Here is an 18,577-nt window from a genome sequence, read left to right on the forward strand (position 1 = left end):
CTTTTTTTTTTTTTCCCGTTCACCCGAAGGGGGGGGTGCCCTCGGGTACGGGCTGTACTCGGGCGCCCCGACAACGCGGCGAGGTGCGGTGCCAGACAGCGCGGGCCAGGAAAGATCCGAAAGAGACGGCCTAGGCCCTGCGGGCCTGGCGAGGCCCCATGGCACCGGACGCCGCGCCCCGGCAAACCTTTCCGGCCACAGCACTAGGTCTTGCCCGGCCGATCATTTGCGCCGTGGCAATGACGCTTCGGTAGCTCTGCTACCGGTCACCCAGCTTCGGCCCGCTGCCGAGGTCCCGGCCGCGCGCACCGGCGAGAGCCCGCCCCGCGGGCACCGCCGCCCGCTCTAGAGCGGGCACCCGTACCCCGCCCCGCCCCCGCACCCCGCCCCCGGGCCGCAGCTTGCCTCCGGTCCGGCATCCGGTCGTGCCCATGCGCCGGTATCCGCTGAGCTGCACGGACAGCGGGTCGGACAGGTCCGGACAGTCCCGGACAGCAGGAAGACTTGGCCGCGCCAGGCTGCCCCGTCGAGAGTTCTGCCATCCCAGCGAACAGCCGTGTGAACCACGGCACTCGACCATGGAGTCAGCCATGCCCAAACTCACTTCCCTCGCGGCCAGGGGCGTCGCGATCACCCTGCTCGCCGGTACCGGGTTAGCCGTTACAGGCGCCGGCAACGCCCAGGCCGCCTCATTAGGGGAGAACATCGCCACCACCGCCAAGGGACAGATCGGTGCGCGCGCGTGCGGCCTGAACAACAAGGGCAGCTACTGGGGCCGGGGCACCGCCCAGACCGGCAGCTGCGGCCCCAACCACACCGAAGCGCACCCCTGGTGCGCCGACTTCGTCGGCTGGGTGTGGTGGAAGAACGGCGTGGGCGGCAGGATGAGCCAGCTCGGCGACCTCGCCTCCAGCTTCACCAAGTACGGTCCGATGCACTCGACCCCGAAGGTCGGCGATGCGATCCTCTACAACCTGCACACCTCGACAACCGGCGACGACCACGTGGCCATCGTGGTGGCCATCTCCGGCTCAACCATCACTGTGGTGGGCGGCAACCAGGGCCCCGAGCCCGGCAATGTGAGCCGCCGCAAGTGGGACTCCTACAAGGTCGGCACCTGGGCCAACCCGCAGCAGAGGATCAGCGGTTACGTCACCCCCGTGGCCCGCTGACCTCACGCCGGTGGCCCGCCGCCCTTCTCGGGGCGGCGGGCCGCCTGGTCGCGGACCTGCCGTCAGCCCGGGACGGCGGCCTCAGGGAGCAGGTCGATCAGGAAGCGTTGGGCGGGTCGGTCACCACAGGGCTGTTGGACGGCCTCGGCCCCGGCGATCGTCTCACCGTCAAGGATGCCCAGGCAGAACTCGGTGTGTGCGCGCCGCAGCCGGTAGCCCTCCGCGGTGGTGCCGAAGCGCTCGATCCGGAAGAACTGTGCGTCCTTGTCGGCGAGGCAGTTGCCCTGCGGCTCGACCAGCCCTTTGGCGGGGCCGCTGTCGAGGATGGTCAGACAGCCCATTCCCTTGTCCGTCGGATGCTCCCACTTGATGTTGGCCAGATCGTCACCGTCGGGCTGGAGGAACGAGCGCGGACCGGGGTCCGTGCAGGAGCGCTGGACCGCCACCTCGGATCGGTACCGCCCGGAGCGTTCCTTCCCCGCCGTGAGGCACAGCTCCGGGGTCTGCGCGGGGTGGATGCGGGCCCAGCTCCCGGCGGAGACCACGGGGAGGAGCGCAGCGCGGCGGTTCGCCGAGGTACCCGCCCCGCGTGAGCCCGGGGCCGTCAGATCGCCGCTCAGCAGAACACCCGCCGTGAGGGCTCCCGCCAACGCCACGGCGGCCACCACGATCACGGGTCGCCGTCGCCTCCGGTGCCCTGCTCTCGCCGGCGGCGACTGCTCCTCTGCGCCGCGGCCACCGGGATCCACCGGAGCGTCCCCGCTCGCCAGGAGCTCCCAGACCCCCATCCACTCCGCCGATCTGTCCTCCTCACCGCAGGCGCGGACGAACGCGGCAACCGTCTCGCGGCGGGGCAAGGTGCTCCTGCGCAGGAGGTCGGCGACGGTGCTGCGGGGCAGGACGTCACCTCGGGCCACTGCCCGGCTCTCCAACTGCCGCAGGGTCAGGCCGGACCGGGCCTTGAGCGCTCGCAGCGCCGCCGTGAACTCTTCGACGCCGCGTATGTCGCCAGGCTGTAACTCGCTCTCATCCATCCGACCATGAGTAGTCCACAGAACGAGGGCAGACAACGCGTTCGTCGGCCGACCGGACGACATCCTGGAGTCGTCGTGCCGCGCGCGAAGAGGGCCCGAATGGCCTCCTGACTACCGGACCAACGCGAAGGTACTGGCCGCGACGGCCCCGCCCACCGCAGCGCCTGCAAGAACCTGGGCAAGGGTGTGGTCCTTCAGCTCTACCCGGGACCAGCCGACGACGGCGACCAGGGGATAGGCAAGGAGCACCCAGGGCCCGTAGGTCATGGCGAGCATGGCCACGCTTCCGGAGGACACGGCTGCGTGCACGCTGATCTTCCAGGCAGGGGTCACGGCGAGGAGGGCGGCGAGTGTGACCAGCATGGCCGCGATCAGCGCGATGATCGTCCGGGGGGCGCTGAAGGACCACAGCAGCAGGATGCCGGTGGCGACCGAGGCGATGATGAAGGTCATCACGACGATGCGCTGCTGCCTCTGGCCGACGTGCCGGTCGGCCCAGCGGCCGCGGCGGATGCCGTACTTGATGAAGGCCAGCGGGATGACCGCGGCGAACAGGCAGCCGAGGAGGCCCCATCCGATCCCGGCGAAGCGGCTGGTGTGCCAGCCGATGAGGATGGTGTCGGCGATGATCCACGTCTTGGGATCGAGCCCATCGGTGATCAGGCGTGCGGCCCGGGACTCGTTGGGCCGGGTGATCGTGGTCGTCACGCCGTGGACTCCTGTCGGATCGTGTTGAGGAAATCGTCAGCCACGGGGGAGTGGTAGACCTGGGCGAGCTGGATGAGCCTCTCGACCTCGGTGGTGAAGTCGAGGTCGTCGATTCCGTCGCTGCCCGGCTCCCGCGCGCTGCCGGCCGGCGAGGCGCCGCGGGCCTTGGCTTCGCGCGCTGCTCGCATCCAGAGCGCCTCAGCCGCTGGGCTCGTCGCCGGGGCGAATCCTGCCTGCCTCGCGGCGGTCTGCGCACGCTCGCGCAGCTCGCCGGTGGCGTAAGGGTCGAGTGCCAGGGCAGCGTCGCGGATCTCGATCACTCGCCGGTACAGCCGGAGGCGCGGGCTGCGAAGGAGTCCGGTCTTGAGGACGATATCGGGGGTGACCGCGGTCAGGTCCTGCCAGAGGGGCTGGAGCCGGCGGTGGTGCCGGCCGTCCTGGATGGTGCGCCAGGCAACGCCGAACGCGGGGATGCTGCTTCCGACCAGGATGGAGCCGATCGCGATGTACTTCAGGGCGTCGGTGGCGTTGTCGACTGCGGTGTCGCTGGAGCCGTCCGCCAAGCCTGCGAGGCGGCTCGTCATGTATCCGGAGCGCAGCAGGGTGTAGAGGACGCCTACGGCGGTTCCGATGCCCATGAGGCGTACGCCCGTGCGGAGCCAGCGGGCGCTGGCGTGGCGTGCGCTGCCCCAGAAGAGCCAGGTGGCGTTGGCCATGGCGATGCCGAGGTAGACGACGAAGACGAGGTAGTAGGCCGTGGCCCAGCCGTTGCCGACGTTCTCCTCGTAGAAGTCGGTCACTTCGTGGGGACGTGGGACGAAGAAGGCGAAGAGCACCGCCATGACCGCCATCGCCGTGAGGGCGACGTAATGGCGGGCTCGCAGCCGACGGCCGGTCTCCGGCCTGGCGATGGCCACGACGAAGTCGACGACGGCACCGGCCGCGATCACGCCCAGCCAGTGCTTGATGAGGGTGGACAGGTTGTTGACCCCCGCCCAGTTGTCCAGGCCGTGCATCACCCCGGGAAGGCGCAGCGTCATGGAGAGGGTCAGGGCGGCGAAGGCTGCCCACAAGGCCCTCTGCTTGGCGGTTCGAACGGCCGAGGGGACGCGCCAGACCGTCACCGCCCAGAGCATGATCAAGACGGCGATCTCAAGGTATTTCAACTTCACGACCAGGTGTTTCGAACGGGGTGCCCGAGGGCGTCATGGAGGCGCATAAGACGGTCCTCGGCCTCGCTGGAGGTCGACTGCGTCGTGTAGCGGCCGGCCCGCTCGTGGATGAGGGTGGCGAGGGTCTCCGCCTGTCGCTCCTGCGGGCTCGCGAACTTGCTCCGCCCCATGAGGTGCGCCAGGCGGTCGATGTCGAGGCCGAGTTCCTCGTCGATCGATTCGGTCAGGCGGGCCACGCTCCTGATCCGGGCCGCCTCGGCGCGGATGATCGAGGCCACGGGAAGATCAGGGCGATCAAGGCCGGATACGGCCCCCTGCGTACGCGTCAGCAGGCGCTGGAAGTGCTCGGAGGCGCGAGCGATCTCGTGCTCCGACGGCTTCTCCGACATGTCGAGCTCGGGGGCGACATGACCGAGCAGCATGTGGGAGATCTCGTGGAGGACGATCTGCACCTTGAGGATCTCGGCTGCGACCGCGTCGTAGAAGACGAGGTCGGCGACCTCCAGGCCGAGCCAGATCCCGCACGGCAGGGCCGGATCGGGAGGCCCGTCGAGAGGCAGCAGGATCAGTGGCCGGCCACGCTGCTCGGCTATGCCTTCGCAGAAGGCGTCAAGGTCGAACGGCTGGGGGATGACGAGTCGGTCTGCAACGGCGGCGCACTTCGCATCAGCGCGCTTCCACCACCGCATGGTCGCCCTCCCTGTCCGCCGGCTCTCCGGGCGTGGAGCTCAACCGCTCCGTGCCGTTGGCCTATTTCGCACTCCCGATCGTTCTGAGAGTAACCGGAATCACCACGGGCGGCCGAAAAGGGCGTATCGGCAGACCGAAACACCTTGTTTGTGCCGGGTCGTGTGGCTGATTCGCGTCTCACGATTCCTTGCGACGGCGACGGCGGGGCTTCACATCCGGAAGTCCTTCGGCCTTCCGGAGCTGCTTGATCAGGCCGGTGACGGACCTCATGGAGCCGGCGGACAGTCCACTGAGGCGGAAGGCAGCAGCTTTGACGTCCTCGTCCTCCAGGACCTGGGCGAACTCGTCAGCCGCTGCGGCCTTGCTCATCTCCTCGCGGAGCCGCGTGATCCTCTCCTCGATCCGCTGCTCGATCGCTTCGGCGTTCTCGCCGTCAGCGAGGTATCCGACGGTGACGCCGAAGAAGTTGGCGATCGCGCGGATCGAGTCGATACCGGGGTTCGGATTGTTGTTCAAGCGGATGGTCTGGACCGTGCCGTGCGAGACGGAGGGGCCGGGCAGCTGCCTCGTGCCGTCGGCGATCTCTTGGTACGAGTACGGCCCGCGGCCCGCCGGGTGGATCGTCTCGATCAAGAAGCCGAGGCGGTCGCCCATGGTGTCTCGCCGGCCGGTGGGGGTTCCCTCACCCATCGCCGTCACTGCTCCTGTCTACTGCTGGATCTCGTAGTTCACCGCTGAACCACCACCCTCATTGTCTATCCACCTAGATGGATCTCGCCACACAGTCCAACGAAGCGCGTCTAACTCGCTAGCGAACCTCCGTGAATGTGACTCACGCCACGTCGCCGCCCGATCGTCCCGCAGCCGCTTGACAGGGCACCCGTAGGTCGACGTATGTTCATCCAGCCATCTAGCCCACTAGATGAGTTGGTGCTGGGCCGCTCGACATTTCATGTCTAGCTGGCTGAGTGCCGAACCTGCTGGGCCAGAAGGAAACGGGGGAAGGGGTAGCGATGCTGTTTCAGCATCAGACCTCTTCAGTAGGGCCGCTGTTCGGGGGGAACCAGATTCCCCCCGAACAACGGGACACACACCCTCCATCGACGCCCCGGCTGACCAAAGGCTGTCCCCGTAACGGCGGGGCGCAAGTGAGACGATCTCTCGTGCCGTCAGTGTGCTCACGACCACTCACAACGCCCCGGGTGCTCGCCGAAGGCCCGGCCGACGCCGGGGCGGCGAGAAGGTTGGTGTGCGGGGCCGACGGAACCGGGTAACGTCTTTGTCATGTTCTTCCAGACGCCGATTTACGAGTGAGAGCGTGACGGGCCCGTGCTGACGTCCTTCGACGTCGCCGCCCGTCCCCCACCGATGAATCCGTAGATCACTTCACATCATTACCGGGAGAACCCGTGACCGTGAGCAAGAACATCAACAACCCCGTGGGCCAGGGCGGCGGCCAGCGCAAGAGGTTGTCCCGCGCCGAACGGCAGAACAACGGTCCGCACCGCAACCTCGACCGCCAGGGTGCAGCCGACCAGAAGGCTGAGCTGGTGCGCAAGATGCGCGAGAAGGCAGGCGCAGCCGAGGGCACCGGCCAGGCGGGCGACGACACCGCGCGGAGCTGACGCACCGCCGCCGCAGGGCGGCACCGCACGGGGCACTCTTTCGCCCAACTGCGGCCCGTCGGCTGCCGTACGCAGGGCTGAAGTAGCGTTCGGGCATGAGCATGCCGCCGCCGCCCCAGCAGCCCCCCGGCCCGTACGGGCCCCCGCAGCCCCCGAATCCGTACGGTGGACAGCAGTACGCCCCGCAGTCCTCGCCCCACCCGCACCAGCAGCCGTACCCGGGGCAGCCCTACCCGCAGCAGCCCTACCCCGGCCAAGGAGCCTGGGGGCAGCCCCCGATGGGCCCGCCGCGCAAGAACCGGACGGGCATGGTGATCGGGATCGTCGCGGCCTCGCTGGTGGCGCTCGGCGCCCTCGGATTCGGGGTGAACCTGCTGACCGAGGCCGGATCCGTGGCGAGCGGAGCCGGTTTCCCCGAGGCCAAGTACCGGCTCACCGTTCCCAAGACCATGCTGGACGGCAAGTACGAGCTGGTCCAGGACCTGTCGGACACCGAGGGCAAGGAAGCCCTGAAGGGCAGTTACGACTCGAAGATCCGCAATCCGAAGCCGGTTGTCGGCCAGTACACCTCCGAGTCTTCGAAGGGCGTGAGCGCCCTGGTCATCTCCGGGATGTACGGCCAGTTCAAGGACCCCGAGGGCGCCCGCGAGAAGATGCTGGACGGCGCGGCGGACGCTGAAGGTGCGTCCCTTGCGGTCCCCGCCAGGGACATCAGGCCCGCCGGCTCCGACATCACCCTGTCCTGCCAGGTGTTGACCGCGAGGCAGGGCGGTGTCGAGAGCACCCTGCCGATGTGCGCCTGGGCGGACGAGAACACCGGCGCCTCGGTCGGCGTCTTCACCCCGGAGATCGCGCAGCAGAAGCCCGGGTCCGTCGACCTCGCCAAGATCGCCGAGACCACCCTCAAGGTGCGTGCCGAGTCCCGGCAACCGATGGGCTGACCTTCCGCCTCCTCGCGCAGCCGTTCAAGAGCGTGTGGCTGCAGCCAGTCTGCAGCCAGTCTGCGGCCAGTGACGCGCGGCGGTCGGGCGGGGCCCGGAGGATCGCCTCCGGGCCCCGTTCGGTTCGTGCTCCCTCAGCCGAGGGAGCCGGAGCCGGACCAGCCGGCGGCCGCCACCTCGACCGGGGAGGTGCCGGGGGCGAGGTCGACCGGGTTGCCCAAGGCGTCGGTTCCGCCCGGGTAGAAGAGGAGGCGACCGTCCTGGGTGGTCGCCCACATGTCGGCGGTGCCGTCGCCATCGGCGTCGGCGGCTCCCGCGATCCGGGGGCGGGTGCTCTCGTAGTACCCGGTGCCGAACAGTGTGCGGGTGCCGGTGCTGCCGAAGCTGCCGCCGTCACGGCCGTGGTACAGCCACAGCTTGCCGTCGGACTTCTTGCGGGCCAGCAGGTCGCCCCGGCCGTCCCCGTCGGCGTCACCGGGCGCGGTCAGCGTCATCCCGTCCCAGCCTCCGGTGCCCAGGCTGACGGGAGGCTTCACGGAGACAGGCGTACCGGGGACCCCGTCGTAGCGGTACAGCGTGTCGGCGTACTGGGCGACGAGGTCGGGGAAGCCGTCGCCGGTGACGTCACCGACTCCGACGATCTTCGCGCTGGTCGGCAGCCCGGTCGCCAGTACGGTGTGGCCGGAGATCCTGCCGTCGCCCAGGTTCGGGAAGAGCCGCAGCTCGCCGCCGACGCGGGCCACTATGTCCTCCGCGCCGTCGCCGGTCCAGTCCCCGCGGTGCGTCACCGAGGTGCCGGCCCAGTTGGACTGCCCGATGACGGTGGAGGCACCCAGACCGCCGCGGCCGTCGCCCGGATACAGGCGCAACTGGTTGTTGCCGTCGACGCCGAGGAGGTCGGGCCGGGCGTCACCGTTCAGGTCGCCGGGCACCCGGCGCACGGTGGTGATCACGGGTGCGTGGTCCGAGAAGACGCCCGCCGGCTCCGGCTCCAGGTAGGGGTTCGTCAGGTCCATCAGGGAGTGGTCGACCTCGACGGAGGTGAACCGGTTCCGCTTGCTGGTGAAGACGTGGTCGTAGCGGTGGGTGACCGGCGAGTCCGCGTCGACCCAGCCCTGGTGGGTGTACTCGTCGTTCGCGTAGCGCGCGAGACCTTCGGCGAGCGGCGCCAGGGAAGCGTCCGTCTCCTTGGCGTTGAGGTCCCCGCCGAGGATCAGGCCGGAGGTGAACTCCGACCCGAGCCGCGTCCTGATCTCCTGGGACTGCATGCCGCGGACGACGCCTTCGGCCGAGTCCTCGGTCCCGGCGAAGAGGTGCGTGGTGCAGATCCTGTCCGGCCAGCCCTCCTTCCGGACGCAGAGCGCGGGCTTCTTGCGGCCGGACAGCGCTGCGATCTTCTCGGCACTCGGCTGCTTGGGTGCGGGGAGCGACGCGAAGTCCGCCGCCGTGAGCGTCACCGGCGCCGTCTCGAACGACTGTACGGCCATGTCGGGCACGTTGCCCTTGACCGCGATCAGCACGCCGATGTCGCCGCCGAGGAAGTCGGTACGGCAGTTGGTGGGAAGGATCCCGTTGCCCCTCGCTCCGCGGTCGCCGACCGCGTGCACGATCTTCCAGCCCGGGAGTTCGTTCTCCAGCAGCTTCTGGTGGCTCCGGGCCTTGGCCGCCTCCGGCGTCCGGTCCGTGTAACCGCAGGCCTCCTGCAGCATCACCACGTCGGCGTGGTGCTTCGCGGCGAGCCCGGCGACCGCCTTCATCTTCTGCGCCGGTTCGTTGCGGTGCGGGCAGTAGCCCAGCGTTTCCCCTCTGAGGCCACCCGCCTCACCGCAGATGTTCCACGTGATCACCCGCAGCTCACCCGCCGTCGGCGGCGCCACGGCCTCCTCGGCCTGTGACGGTCCCGCCGTCAGCAGGGACGCGGCGGCGGCCACGACAGTGACAAGCCCGGTGGCCCCACGCCATTTTCTCGGCATGGCAAAACCTCTCAAAACCCCTCCCCAGATGGTTCCGGACCGCCCCCGGAGCCTGCCGGCATGACGGGAGGCTCGAGGCGGCCCTCCGGGAGGCCGATCGTGCGGCCTGCTCCCGGATCTTGGTCAGCATACGGGCGGCCACCAGGGCGACCGCCGATGGCACCCCCCGCCTGCGGTGGTCGCGGTGGAGGGCCTCGACCGGCCCTGGCCGAAGGCCATGAGCTGCCCGCACGTCCGAAGGCCGCGCCACTCGCAGCCCTGCTCGGGGGCCGCTTGGTTCGTGGCGCGCAGGGGAGTGGCGGGTGTCATGGGCTAGAACGGGTTTCCCATGCGTTTCGGATTTTCGGGGTGATGTGGTGGAGCAGACGGGGGTGCCGGACGAGACTGGGGTGCCGGACGAGGCGGGGGAATGCCGGAAGGGGCCTGGGCGCCGGCTGTTTCTGGGGTTTGCCGCTGCCGCGCTCGCTTCATGGCCTGCCGGTGTGGCGACGGCCGCGGTTGCCGCGGCCGGCCCCGAGGACGCCGCAGGCCGCGTCCAGAGGGGGCGCGGGCTCGACGTGAAGGCTGAGAACGCGCTGCCCGGCTCCCCCGATTGGCGGATCACCCGCGCCGGGCCGGCGCGTGCGGTCGAGGGGTTCGCCGACCGGGTCAGCGTCTGCCCCGGTGAGTCGTTCGGGTTGCGGGTCTCGACGACATCGGCGTTCTACACCGTCTCCGCGTACCGGATGGGCTGGTACGGCGGCGCCAGAGCCCGTCTGGTCTGGAAGTCGGCCGCCCTGCCGGGTGTCCGCCAACCGCCGGCCAGGATCGATCCCGGCACGCGGATGGCGCACGCCGTGTGGGAGCCGACGGCACAGGTGGACACCTCGGGGTGGCCGGAAGGCTGTTACCTGCTGCGGCTGGACACCCGGGACGGGCAGGCCCAGCGCTACGTGCCACTCACCATCCGGTCCTCCTCGGCCGTCGGCCGTACGGTCCTGGTCAACGCGGTGGCCACGTGGCAGGCGTACAACCGGTGGGGCGGCGCGGACCTCTACAAGGGTTCGACGGGCAAGAACGGGTCGCGGTCCCTCCAAGTCTCCTTCGACCGCCCGTACGCCAACAGAAAGGGCGCCGGCCAGTTCCTCGTGTTCGAGGCGCCCCTGATCGCGCTCGCCGAGCGCCTGGGCCTTCCCCTGGCGTACACGACGGGCCTGGACGTGACCCGCGATCCGCATGTCCTGGACGGGGCGGCCGCCATGGTCTCGCCTGGCCACGACGAATACTGGAGTCCCGAGCAGCGCCGCCACGTGACCCGGGCGCGCGACGCGGGGATGAACCTGGCCGTGCTCGGCGCCAACTGCTGCTACCGGAGAATCCGCTTCGCGGCCTCCGCTGTCGCGCCGGACCGCATCGTGGTCTGCTACAAGAAGGACTACGCCCAGGACCCCGGCTTCCAGCAGGGCTCCGCGCCCACGAACGACTTCCGGCGCGCGCCCGCTCCCGACCCGGAGAGCTCACTGCTCGGCGTGATCTACGACGGCTATCCGGTCGACGCCCCCTATGTCGTCTCCCACCCGGACCACTGGCTCCTGGCGGGCACCGGGGCACGGGCCGGTGACTCCTTCCCCCACCTGGTGGGGGTCGAGTACGACCGGGTGAACCTGTCCTTTCCGACGCCGCGGCCGATCGAGGTCCTCGCGCACTCGCCGGTGGTGCGCAAGGGCCGGCCCTCGTACGCGGACACGGCCTACCTGTCCCTGCCGGGAGGTGCCGCGGTCTTCGCCACGGGCACCATGCGCTGGGTCGAGGCCCTCGACGCGAGCGGACCCGCCGGCGGCAAGGCCAACCACGGCCTGGACGCCCGCGCCGGACACTTCACACGCACGGTCACCGCCAACGTCCTCCAAGCCTTCGCGCGGAGGGCGGCCGGGCAGGCCAAGGCCGCCCAGGACAATCTGGCCGCCCACTACGGGGAAGGATTTGCCCTCGGCGACGGCAAGCTGGACCCTCAGACGGGTACTCACACAGCAGCCAAGGAGAAGACCGAATGAGCAGCACCACGGCGGTCTGCTTCGGCGAGGCGAGGTTCTGGGCCTACGACGTCGCTCTCGGGATCCTTTTCGCCGAGGCGATCCACGTTGCCGGGGAATCACTCGAAGACCATCAGCCCTCCTGGCGCAGTGAACTGATTCAGCAGATGCGCGTCAACGCCGTGCTCGCGAGCGACTTCGCGGTGGTACTGGACCAACTCGACACCGAGCAGCGGGCGGAGCTGTTGACCTGGGTCCAGGAGGCATGCTCACGTCTGACCTCACGCGGTGGAGTCAGCTCTGCCGAGGTGGCCGACTGGGATGTCCTGGACGGATTGACCATTCACCTGCGCGGTGCCGATCACGTCGCTGCTGCCCCACTGGTCGAACTGGGCGAAGCGATAGCGCAGTTGCTCGCCGGCTCCTTGCCACCCGCACCGGAGGGACAGCACTGGTTCTTCGGTACTCCCGCTGGACGACGCAGCATGTGAAAGCGGCATGTCGACCGACGGGAAGGGGGTCGCGGCGCATCGTCGTCGACGCCGCCACCCACCAGGGTGGGGCTGTGCACGACGCCGGGGCCCGGGGTGGCGCACCGCTCGACGCTAGCCGGCGTTGGCGTTCCCGATTTCGACTGCCAACGCGGCCATCTCGCGCAGGCGCTCGTAGTACTCGGTCGCGCCGCCCGCGTCATCGATCGACGGCAGGACCTTCTGGACGGCCGCGAGGCAGACGAGCAGGATTTCGCGGCGCTTCTCGTCAAAGGGTTCTGACAGCGACGAGGAGACACCGATTGCGATCGCTGCGTCGAGGGACACCATGTCTTCGCCTTCGATCTCTCGACGGCGCATGTCGGGTGGGAAGGGCACGCGCATGTGCTCTTCCCACAGCCCTGAGAGCAGGTCCAGTTCCGATTCGCGCATGTTCGACATCATGCCGGGGACGCCGGGGCCGGCAGCCGCGGGGGATCGACCGCGTCGACTTCCTCACCTGCGCAGCCCGGTCCCGGACTGGCGACCCCCGAACCGGACAACCGCCCTCAAGCACGACAACTCCGCCGAGCACCCGCAGAACACCCACTCAGAGCGCGGCCGATGGGCAACTCGCCCGGCAGGCCTCGGCAGGCCATGGCCCCTTGCACGGGGCTGGGTCGACGGGGCCGGCCCCCCGTGTGATGGTGCGGTCGCACCAATCGCACAGCACTGTCGCGCGGGCGCCCGCGTCCTCAAGGGCCCTGGCAAAAGCCTGGTCGTAGCCATATCCCCTTCCTGGCTGAGTCGGCAGTGCTGCGGGAGGCGCCCGGACCCGAGCTGTACGAGGCCGTACTGGCCGTCCGCCGCGCGGACGCGGAGCTGTTCGCGATGTTCACCGAGGCGGACGTCATCAAGGCCGTCCGCTGGCGGTATTGACTGGCTACTCCTCGGGCTCCCAGGCGATCAGCTGCTCGAACACCTGCTGGTCGCCCTCGATCTTCAGGTCGCTCAGCGTGAGGCGGCCCCAGACGAAGAGGAGCAGCTGCTCGGCCGTGCCCGTGGCCGAAGCGGAGGCGGGCGCGGCGTCGTCCGTGAGGGGTGCGGGCCAGGCGCCGGTGCCGTCCAACGCGAGGAGCCAGGAGCGGCCCTCGGTGGCGTGGTAGTGGATGGTGGCGGCCTCGTGCGGCCAGGCCGCCGGGGTGGAGTTGCAGGTGTCGAGAAACTCGGCCACGCCGTCGATCGCGACGTCCGCCGGCATGGGCTGCACGGCGCCTGCGGCGAGCTGGGCGTCGTAGGTGTGCACCAGCACCTCGTGCACCCGGCGCCGGGCAACGCCCCAGGCATTCGCCGGCGACACGCCGGCGCCCCACCACGCCCAGCACTCGCGCTCCGGGCCAGCCTCGCGCAGCGCACTCAGCAGCAGCTCGTTCGACTCGGCGTACCAGGCCAGCAGCGCCTCGAGCTCGCGCGGCACCTCCGCGGCATCCTTGGCCGGCGGAGCCTCGGCCGGGCCCGCGGCGACGATCGCGGCCCACCAGCGCTGGCCCGTACCCAGGTGCTGCACCAGATCGAACAACGTCCACTCGGGGCAGGACGGCACCGGCGCGTCAAGGCTGGGCGCGGCGGCAACCGCACTCCGGAACGCGGCCGACCGCTCGTCGATCAGTTGCAGCAGGGCGGAAAACTCAAGACTCTCTGTCACATCGCTTACCTATCACCCCAGCTCAGCCGACCGCACCCTATTTTCCAGGCCGTGGGCATCCTGTTCGTGCTGCACACCGGGATCCAGTGGGAGTGGCTGCTGCAGGAGCTCGGCTTCGGGTCCGGGATGACGTGCTGGCGCCGACTGCGGGACTGGCACGAGGCCGGGGTGTGGGACCGGCTGCACCAGGTGCTGCTGACCGAGCTGCACCGTGCCGGGAAGCTGGACTGGTCCCGGGCGGTGATCGACGGCTCCCACCACCAGGCCCGTCGGGGCGGCCCAAAACCGGGCCGAGCCCGGTCGACCGTGCCCGGCCCGGCTCGAAGCACCACGTCATCACCGACGCAGGCGGCACCCCGCTCGCCATCACCCTGACCGGTGGCAACCGCCACGACATCACCCAGCTGCTGCCCCTGCTCGACGCGATCCCGCGGATCCGCGGAGTGACCGGTCGCCCCCGTCACCGGCCGCGGCAGTTGTTCGCCGACCGGGGCTACGACTTCGACAAGTACCGTCGGCTCCTGTGGAAGCGCGGCATCAAGCCGGTCATCGCCCGACGCGGAGTTCCGCACGGCTCCGCCATGGGCTCGGTCCGCTGGGTAGTCGAGCGGACGAACGCGTGGATCCACGGCTTCCGACGGCTACGGATCCGCTGGGAGATCCGCGACGACATCCACGAGGCGTTCCTGAAGCTCGCCTGCTGTGTGATCACCTACAGGCGAGTCCAGGCATTGTGTCAGCTCCTCTTATTGGCGTCGCCGGCCAAGGACACAGAACTCGTTACCTTCGGGGTCTGTCAAAACAACCCAAGGCTGATCCCCCTGGCCAATATCAACACGCCGTGCACCAAGAGCCACGAGACGAGCCACCTCGGCGACCTGATCACCAGGCCTCAAGTCGAAATGGAGTCGGTTCTTCACCGTCTTGCTCCCATCATCCCGGCCGAAGAGCAACCCTGGCAGGCGATCCGGCTCCGGGCGGATCTCGAACTCCTCATCGGAGGAGTGGACCACAACCCAACCAAGAGCCGCAGCCCACCACCGCCCCAAAGCCAGCGGATCTACCGAGTCAACAACCACCTGTTCCCATTCCAAGGTCATCCGCCGAGCCTAGTGCTGTGGCCGGAAAGGTTCACCGGGTCACGGCCCCCGGCACGGCACCTCGCCGCGTTGTCGGACCGCGCCGGTACGTCCAGTACGAGCCGCGGCCCTCCGCCTTGCGATGTACCGCACCGGACGCCGTGACCCGGCAAACCTTTCCGGCCACAGCACTAGACCTGCCTGGGCTTCAGATGCTCGCGGACCGCTGACGGGGCTCGGGTAGACCACGAGGGCAGTGTCCGCAGCCTGCGAAGAGCCGTGCATCCGGTCAGCTTCCCCCGGGCTTTCCAAGACTCGCCCGGCTACGCCGCCATACGCCGGTCAAGGAAGTCGATCACGGCCCTGGCCAACGCCACCCGATGGTCCGACAGGGAGTGGTCCGTCGCGAAGACTTGGTGCTCGAGATGAGCAAGGCAGTGCTCCTGGTACGCGGCGACGACGGGTTCGTGGTGGACCCGGACAGGGGTCACGTCATCCCGGCCCGTGCCGATCAGGAGTACGGGCCGCTCGCCCAGCCGCGGCGCCAGCCGCGCCAGACTCCACTCGGACCCGGCGCTCTCCAGCTCCGACATCAGCGTTTCGCCGCTGGCGCCTCGCAGCGGAAGCAGCTCTCTCGCGAACGCCTCCACGTACGCGGCCCGCGCCATCGGATTCGCGACGCAGATCGCCGCGACCGCACCCAGGTCGAAGCCCGCGACCGAGGCTACGGCGCGCACCCGCGAGTCCGCCGCCGCGGTCATCAGAGCGGCGAAGCCGCCCAGGCTGTGGCCGACGAGCGCCATCCTGGCCGGGTCCAGCCGGTGATGGGACGCCATTGCCGGTTCGCGCAGAGCGGCGACGACCCGGGCGCTGTCCTCCAGGACGTGCCGCCACCCGTAGGTCCCGCCGACACCCCAGGAGCCCCGGTAGTGGAAGACCATCGCCGCGTACCCGGCGCGGCGCAGCCCCTGCGCCAGGTCGAAGTTGCGTTCGTTGCCGGGGAAGCCGTGCAGCAGCACCACGACCGGGTGCGGACCGGGTCCCGCCGGCAGGTGGAGGAGCCCGAGCAGGTTCTCACCGGCGCTGCGGATGGGCAGGGGGATCGTGGCGGCCGGTGGCCGGAGAGCTCCGGACGGGTCCGTCACGAGCGGGTCGGGCGCGGGATCTCCTCCGTCGAGCATGCGACCTCCTGTGCGTACGGACCGGCTGACGGGACAGTAGCAGCCATCAACTCGGCCTGGTTCCTTGTCGCTTACGGGCTTCCGCGGGTGGTCCGGGCCGCGGTCTCGGCCGATCCGGGGGCCCGCCGCGTACCTCGCTTTCAGTAGTTGGTCGTATGGGCATGGTGACGACCTGGTGGGATAGTGGACTGCTATGGAGCCGGTGTCGAGACGCGTGTGAGCGCGGGACGGTACGAGGGCACGGCCGCGAGCCGGTGCCGAATGCTGCGCGGCCGATCCAGAGAGCTGCCGACACGCCCAAGGGCCCGGATACGGGGGCCTGCCGGGGCGGTCGCGTCCGGCCGCCACCCCACACCTTGAGGGCAATCGGCACCGGGGACGTGTAGGCGTGCGAGCCGTCCCCGTTGCCCAGCACGTCCCCACGCCGCCCGCCGGCCTGTCCACCGCGGAGAGAGGGAACTCATGACGACTGACGCGCTCGCCGGGCTCGCGGCTGCAGGCGGCGCCGCACTGGTTGCGGCGATGGCCACGGACGCGTGGCAGACGGCACGTACCGGCTTCGCCCGGCTGCTCGGTCGGGACGGCCGGCAGGAGATCATCGCGAGCCAGCTCGAGGCGCAGGCGGAGGTGGTGGAACGCACCGCCGAGGACCGCCGGGACGAGGCCCGAGAGGCACTCGTCCCCGGGTGGCGACTTCAGCTGGCGGACTTTCTCCGGCAGCATCCCGAAGCCGCACGCGAGCTGCGGGAGGCGATTGAACAGGTCCGGCCACAATTGCCGGAGAGGCACCAGCGGCACGTGGGGGAGGTACACCTCGAAGTCCGCGCCGGCAGAGACGCCTACACCGCCGCGCAGGACATGACCGTCACACATCACCACGACGGCCGGGCCGCGCCATGAGCGCGCCGCCTCCGGCACGGCCGAGCATCCGGGTCGGAGCCGACCGCGACGCGTACGCCTCCGCCCACACGCTGCACGTCATCAACAACTACAGCGACGCTCTCGGCAACAACTACAGCGAGGCACTCGGTTCGGCCGGTCAGGTGTCGATCGCACCCAAGAGACTGGCCTACCCGGTGCGGGGCCGCCGGGAAGTCATGGACGCCCTGCTTGGCGCCGCTCCCGGGACGGTACAGGTGGTGTGCGGCGCCGGCGGCTCGGGCAAGACCACGGTCGCTCTCGCCGTCGCGGAAGACGCGCGTGCACGCGGCGTCGCGGTGTGGCACCTGTCCGCAGTGGACGCGACCACGTTCGGCGCCCATGTGCGCGCACTGGCGGTGCAGTTGGGGGCCGGCGAGGAACGGCTCGGATTGGCCTGGTCGGGCCCGGCCGGTGACGCGCCGGATCTGGTCTGGGGGCTGCTGGACGAACGGCGAGGACCCTGGTTGCTGATCGTCGACAACGCCGACGACCTGGGGATACTCGCGTGCAACGAGAGCCAGGTGAGCGACGGGGACGGCTGGATCCGCTGCCCCTCGGGAGCAGGGCAGGTGCTGATCACCAGCCGCAACCACAACCCCGAGGCCTGGGGTGCCTGGGTGCGCCTGCACCCGCTGGACTGTCTTTCCCCCGAGGCGGCGACAGAGCTTCTTCTCGACCGCGCTCCCGCGGCCGGCAGCGAGGCCCGGGCCGCCGCGCTCGCGGAACGGCTCGGCCACCTGCCCCTGCTGCTCCATCAAGCGGGCCTCTACCTCTCCCGCGCCGACCGCAACCCGTCCTGGCCGGATGAGCCCCGATGCCCCCGTACGTTCGACGAATACCGCATCACGCTCGACGAGCGCCTGGGTGAACTGCTGGACGGCCGGACAGGTGAACCATCGCACCTGACCCGCCGGCGGGCCACCGCAACGTGGGAAGTCACTCTCGATCTCCTGGCCAGGCAGAGGTGTCCCCACGCCCGGCCTCTGCTCCGGCTGTTGGCCCACTTCGCCGAAGCTCCCATCTGCTACACGGAGGTGCTGTCCCGGCGCGCCCTCGCGGCCTCCTCCCTGTTCAACCTGCGCCCGGGGGCCAGCCTTCAGCAAGCCGTCAACTCTCTCGCCGATCACGGCCTGATCACCACCCGGGCCCCCAGCCCCCAGGACGAGACCTCGGTCGGCCCCACGGCCACACTGCACCCGCTCGTCGCCGAAGTCACCCGCACGCTCGACGAGGTGTACCCGCGGCGCGGTGAATACCTCGCAGTCATCGCCCAGGGCCTGCACGATGCGGCCGTCAGACGTGATCCCCGCAACCCCGCCGATTGGCCCTTCTGGGGCCTCGTCGCCCCCCACGTGCGCCTCTTGCTCGACCTCCCGGACGGCAGCGGCCCGGATGCGGAGACCCTGACTGTCACCGCCATCGCCGTCGCGCAGTACGACATCGAGGCAGGCCGGTACGCCCTTGCGGCACGTACGCTCCAGCAGGCCACGGCCGTCTCGGCATCGCTTTCCCCCGAGGGCCACACCGCTCTGAGGCTGCGCTTCGAGCGCGCGCGGCTCACGGAGCTGGACGGTGACGCCGAAGCAGCCGATGCGGAGTACCGCGCCCTGCTCGACACCCAGCGCCGGGTCCTTTCGGACGACCATCCCGACACCTTGTGCACCCGGCACGCCCTGGCCCGCGTACTCGACCTGCGGGGGCACTTGGACGAGGCCGAAAGGGAATACCGGGCCGCACTCCGAGGCCGTTCGCAGATCCTCGGCACCGACCACATCGACACACTGTGGACCCGGCACAATCTGGCCTGGGTGCTCGGGCAGCGGGGACAACTGGAGGCGGCCGAGTCGGAGTACCGGGCCGTGCTGGCGGACCGTACGCGGACCCTGGGCGCCGA

At 69.9% G+C, this 18,577-nt stretch carries 18 protein-coding genes and 1 pseudogene; 9 read left to right on the plus strand and 10 right to left on the minus strand.

The window, feature by feature from the left end; translation table 11 throughout:
• Nucleotides 1-590: 590 nt before the first annotated feature.
• On the plus strand, nt 591-1,172 hold the full coding sequence (locus ACZ45T_RS37910; RefSeq protein WP_468448824.1) for a CHAP domain-containing protein: 582 nt from the start codon (nt 591-593) through the stop codon (nt 1,170-1,172).
• 62 nt (nt 1,173-1,234) lie between these two features.
• Here the strand turns inward: ACZ45T_RS37910 and ACZ45T_RS37915 are convergent, their stop codons facing one another.
• From ACZ45T_RS37915 to ACZ45T_RS37935, 5 genes are all read right to left on the minus strand, one after another.
• A complete protein-coding gene (locus ACZ45T_RS37915) occupies nt 1,235-2,206 on the minus strand; it encodes an XRE family transcriptional regulator (RefSeq protein WP_468448826.1) in 972 nt (323 codons plus the stop codon).
• Nucleotides 2,207-2,317: 111 nt separating this feature from the next.
• The gene (locus ACZ45T_RS37920) at nt 2,318-2,914 is read right to left on the minus strand and encodes a hypothetical protein (RefSeq protein WP_468448828.1); all 597 of its coding nucleotides are present in this window, start codon (nt 2,912-2,914) and stop codon (nt 2,318-2,320) included.
• Nucleotides 2,911-4,086, minus strand: coding sequence for an MAB_1171c family putative transporter (locus tag ACZ45T_RS37925; protein ID WP_468448830.1), 1,176 nt, complete (start codon nt 4,084-4,086; stop codon nt 2,911-2,913). Before ACZ45T_RS37925 ends, ACZ45T_RS37920 begins: the two co-directional genes overlap by 4 nt.
• Nucleotides 4,083-4,775, minus strand: coding sequence for a hypothetical protein (locus tag ACZ45T_RS37930; protein WP_468448832.1), 693 nt, complete (start codon nt 4,773-4,775; stop codon nt 4,083-4,085). Before ACZ45T_RS37930 ends, ACZ45T_RS37925 begins: the two co-directional genes overlap by 4 nt.
• A gap of 178 nt (nt 4,776-4,953) precedes the next feature.
• Nucleotides 4,954-5,466 (minus strand): XRE family transcriptional regulator, encoded by a 513-nt coding sequence (locus ACZ45T_RS37935; protein WP_468448835.1) that lies wholly within the window; start codon nt 5,464-5,466, stop codon nt 4,954-4,956.
• A 719-nt stretch (nt 5,467-6,185) separates the two neighbouring features.
• Between ACZ45T_RS37935 and ACZ45T_RS37940 the strand changes: the two genes are divergently transcribed.
• On the plus strand, nt 6,186-6,401 hold the full coding sequence (locus ACZ45T_RS37940) for a DUF6243 family protein (protein WP_468448837.1): 216 nt from the start codon (nt 6,186-6,188) through the stop codon (nt 6,399-6,401).
• A gap of 95 nt (nt 6,402-6,496) precedes the next feature.
• Entirely contained in the window at nt 6,497-7,342 is an 846-nt protein-coding gene (locus ACZ45T_RS37945; RefSeq protein WP_468448839.1) for a hypothetical protein, read from the plus strand.
• Between the two features lie 134 nt (nt 7,343-7,476).
• Here the strand turns inward: ACZ45T_RS37945 and ACZ45T_RS37950 are convergent, their stop codons facing one another.
• Nucleotides 7,477-9,315, minus strand: coding sequence for an FG-GAP-like repeat-containing protein (locus tag ACZ45T_RS37950; RefSeq protein ID WP_468448841.1), 1,839 nt, complete (start codon nt 9,313-9,315; stop codon nt 7,477-7,479).
• A 482-nt stretch (nt 9,316-9,797) separates the two neighbouring features.
• On the opposite strand from ACZ45T_RS37950, the gene ACZ45T_RS37955 reads away from it, so the two are divergent.
• Both ACZ45T_RS37955 and ACZ45T_RS37960 read left to right on the plus strand, forming a co-directional pair.
• Nucleotides 9,798-11,348, plus strand: coding sequence for a N,N-dimethylformamidase beta subunit family domain-containing protein (locus ACZ45T_RS37955; protein ID WP_468448843.1), 1,551 nt, complete (start codon nt 9,798-9,800; stop codon nt 11,346-11,348).
• A complete protein-coding gene (locus ACZ45T_RS37960; protein WP_468448845.1) occupies nt 11,345-11,818 on the plus strand; it encodes a hypothetical protein in 474 nt (157 codons plus the stop codon). The genes ACZ45T_RS37955 and ACZ45T_RS37960 overlap by 4 nt, the downstream gene beginning before the upstream one ends.
• Nucleotides 11,819-11,932: 114 nt before the next feature.
• Here ACZ45T_RS37960 and ACZ45T_RS37965 read toward each other — a convergent pair whose 3' ends face one another.
• Nucleotides 11,933-12,250, minus strand: coding sequence for a hypothetical protein (locus tag ACZ45T_RS37965; protein WP_468448847.1), 318 nt, complete (start codon nt 12,248-12,250; stop codon nt 11,933-11,935).
• A 360-nt stretch (nt 12,251-12,610) separates the two neighbouring features.
• On the opposite strand from ACZ45T_RS37965, the gene ACZ45T_RS37970 reads away from it, so the two are divergent.
• The gene (locus tag ACZ45T_RS37970) at nt 12,611-12,736 is read left to right on the plus strand and encodes a hypothetical protein (RefSeq protein WP_468448849.1); all 126 of its coding nucleotides are present in this window, start codon (nt 12,611-12,613) and stop codon (nt 12,734-12,736) included.
• A gap of 4 nt (nt 12,737-12,740) precedes the next feature.
• Here ACZ45T_RS37970 and ACZ45T_RS37975 read toward each other — a convergent pair whose 3' ends face one another.
• Nucleotides 12,741-13,502, minus strand: a complete 762-nt coding sequence (locus tag ACZ45T_RS37975) for a maleylpyruvate isomerase family mycothiol-dependent enzyme (protein ID WP_468448850.1) — start codon at nt 13,500-13,502, stop codon at nt 12,741-12,743.
• Nucleotides 13,503-13,556: 54 nt separating this feature from the next.
• On the opposite strand from ACZ45T_RS37975, the pseudogene ACZ45T_RS37980 reads away from it, so the two are divergent.
• A pseudogene (locus tag ACZ45T_RS37980) lies at nt 13,557-14,224 on the plus strand (IS5 family transposase); the annotation flags it as partial.
• Nucleotides 14,225-14,248: 24 nt separating this feature from the next.
• Here the strand turns inward: ACZ45T_RS37980 and ACZ45T_RS37985 are convergent.
• Both ACZ45T_RS37985 and ACZ45T_RS37990 read right to left on the minus strand, forming a co-directional pair.
• Nucleotides 14,249-14,602, minus strand: a complete 354-nt coding sequence (locus ACZ45T_RS37985) for a VOC family protein (protein ID WP_468448858.1) — start codon at nt 14,600-14,602, stop codon at nt 14,249-14,251.
• Between the two features lie 302 nt (nt 14,603-14,904).
• Nucleotides 14,905-15,762: an alpha/beta hydrolase family protein gene (locus tag ACZ45T_RS37990; RefSeq protein ID WP_468448852.1), complete on the minus strand. Its 858-nt coding sequence runs from the start codon at nt 15,760-15,762 to the stop codon at nt 14,905-14,907.
• Between the two features lie 462 nt (nt 15,763-16,224).
• On the opposite strand from ACZ45T_RS37990, the gene ACZ45T_RS37995 reads away from it, so the two are divergent.
• On the plus strand, nt 16,225-16,662 hold the full coding sequence (locus tag ACZ45T_RS37995; RefSeq protein ID WP_468448854.1) for a hypothetical protein: 438 nt from the start codon (nt 16,225-16,227) through the stop codon (nt 16,660-16,662).
• Nucleotides 16,659-18,577: tetratricopeptide repeat protein (locus ACZ45T_RS38000; protein WP_468448856.1), on the plus strand; the 1,919-nt coding region annotated here is incomplete at its 3' end. The genes ACZ45T_RS37995 and ACZ45T_RS38000, both read left to right, overlap by 4 nt.

Source organism: Streptomyces sp. NPDC030995 (genome assembly GCF_055571215.1).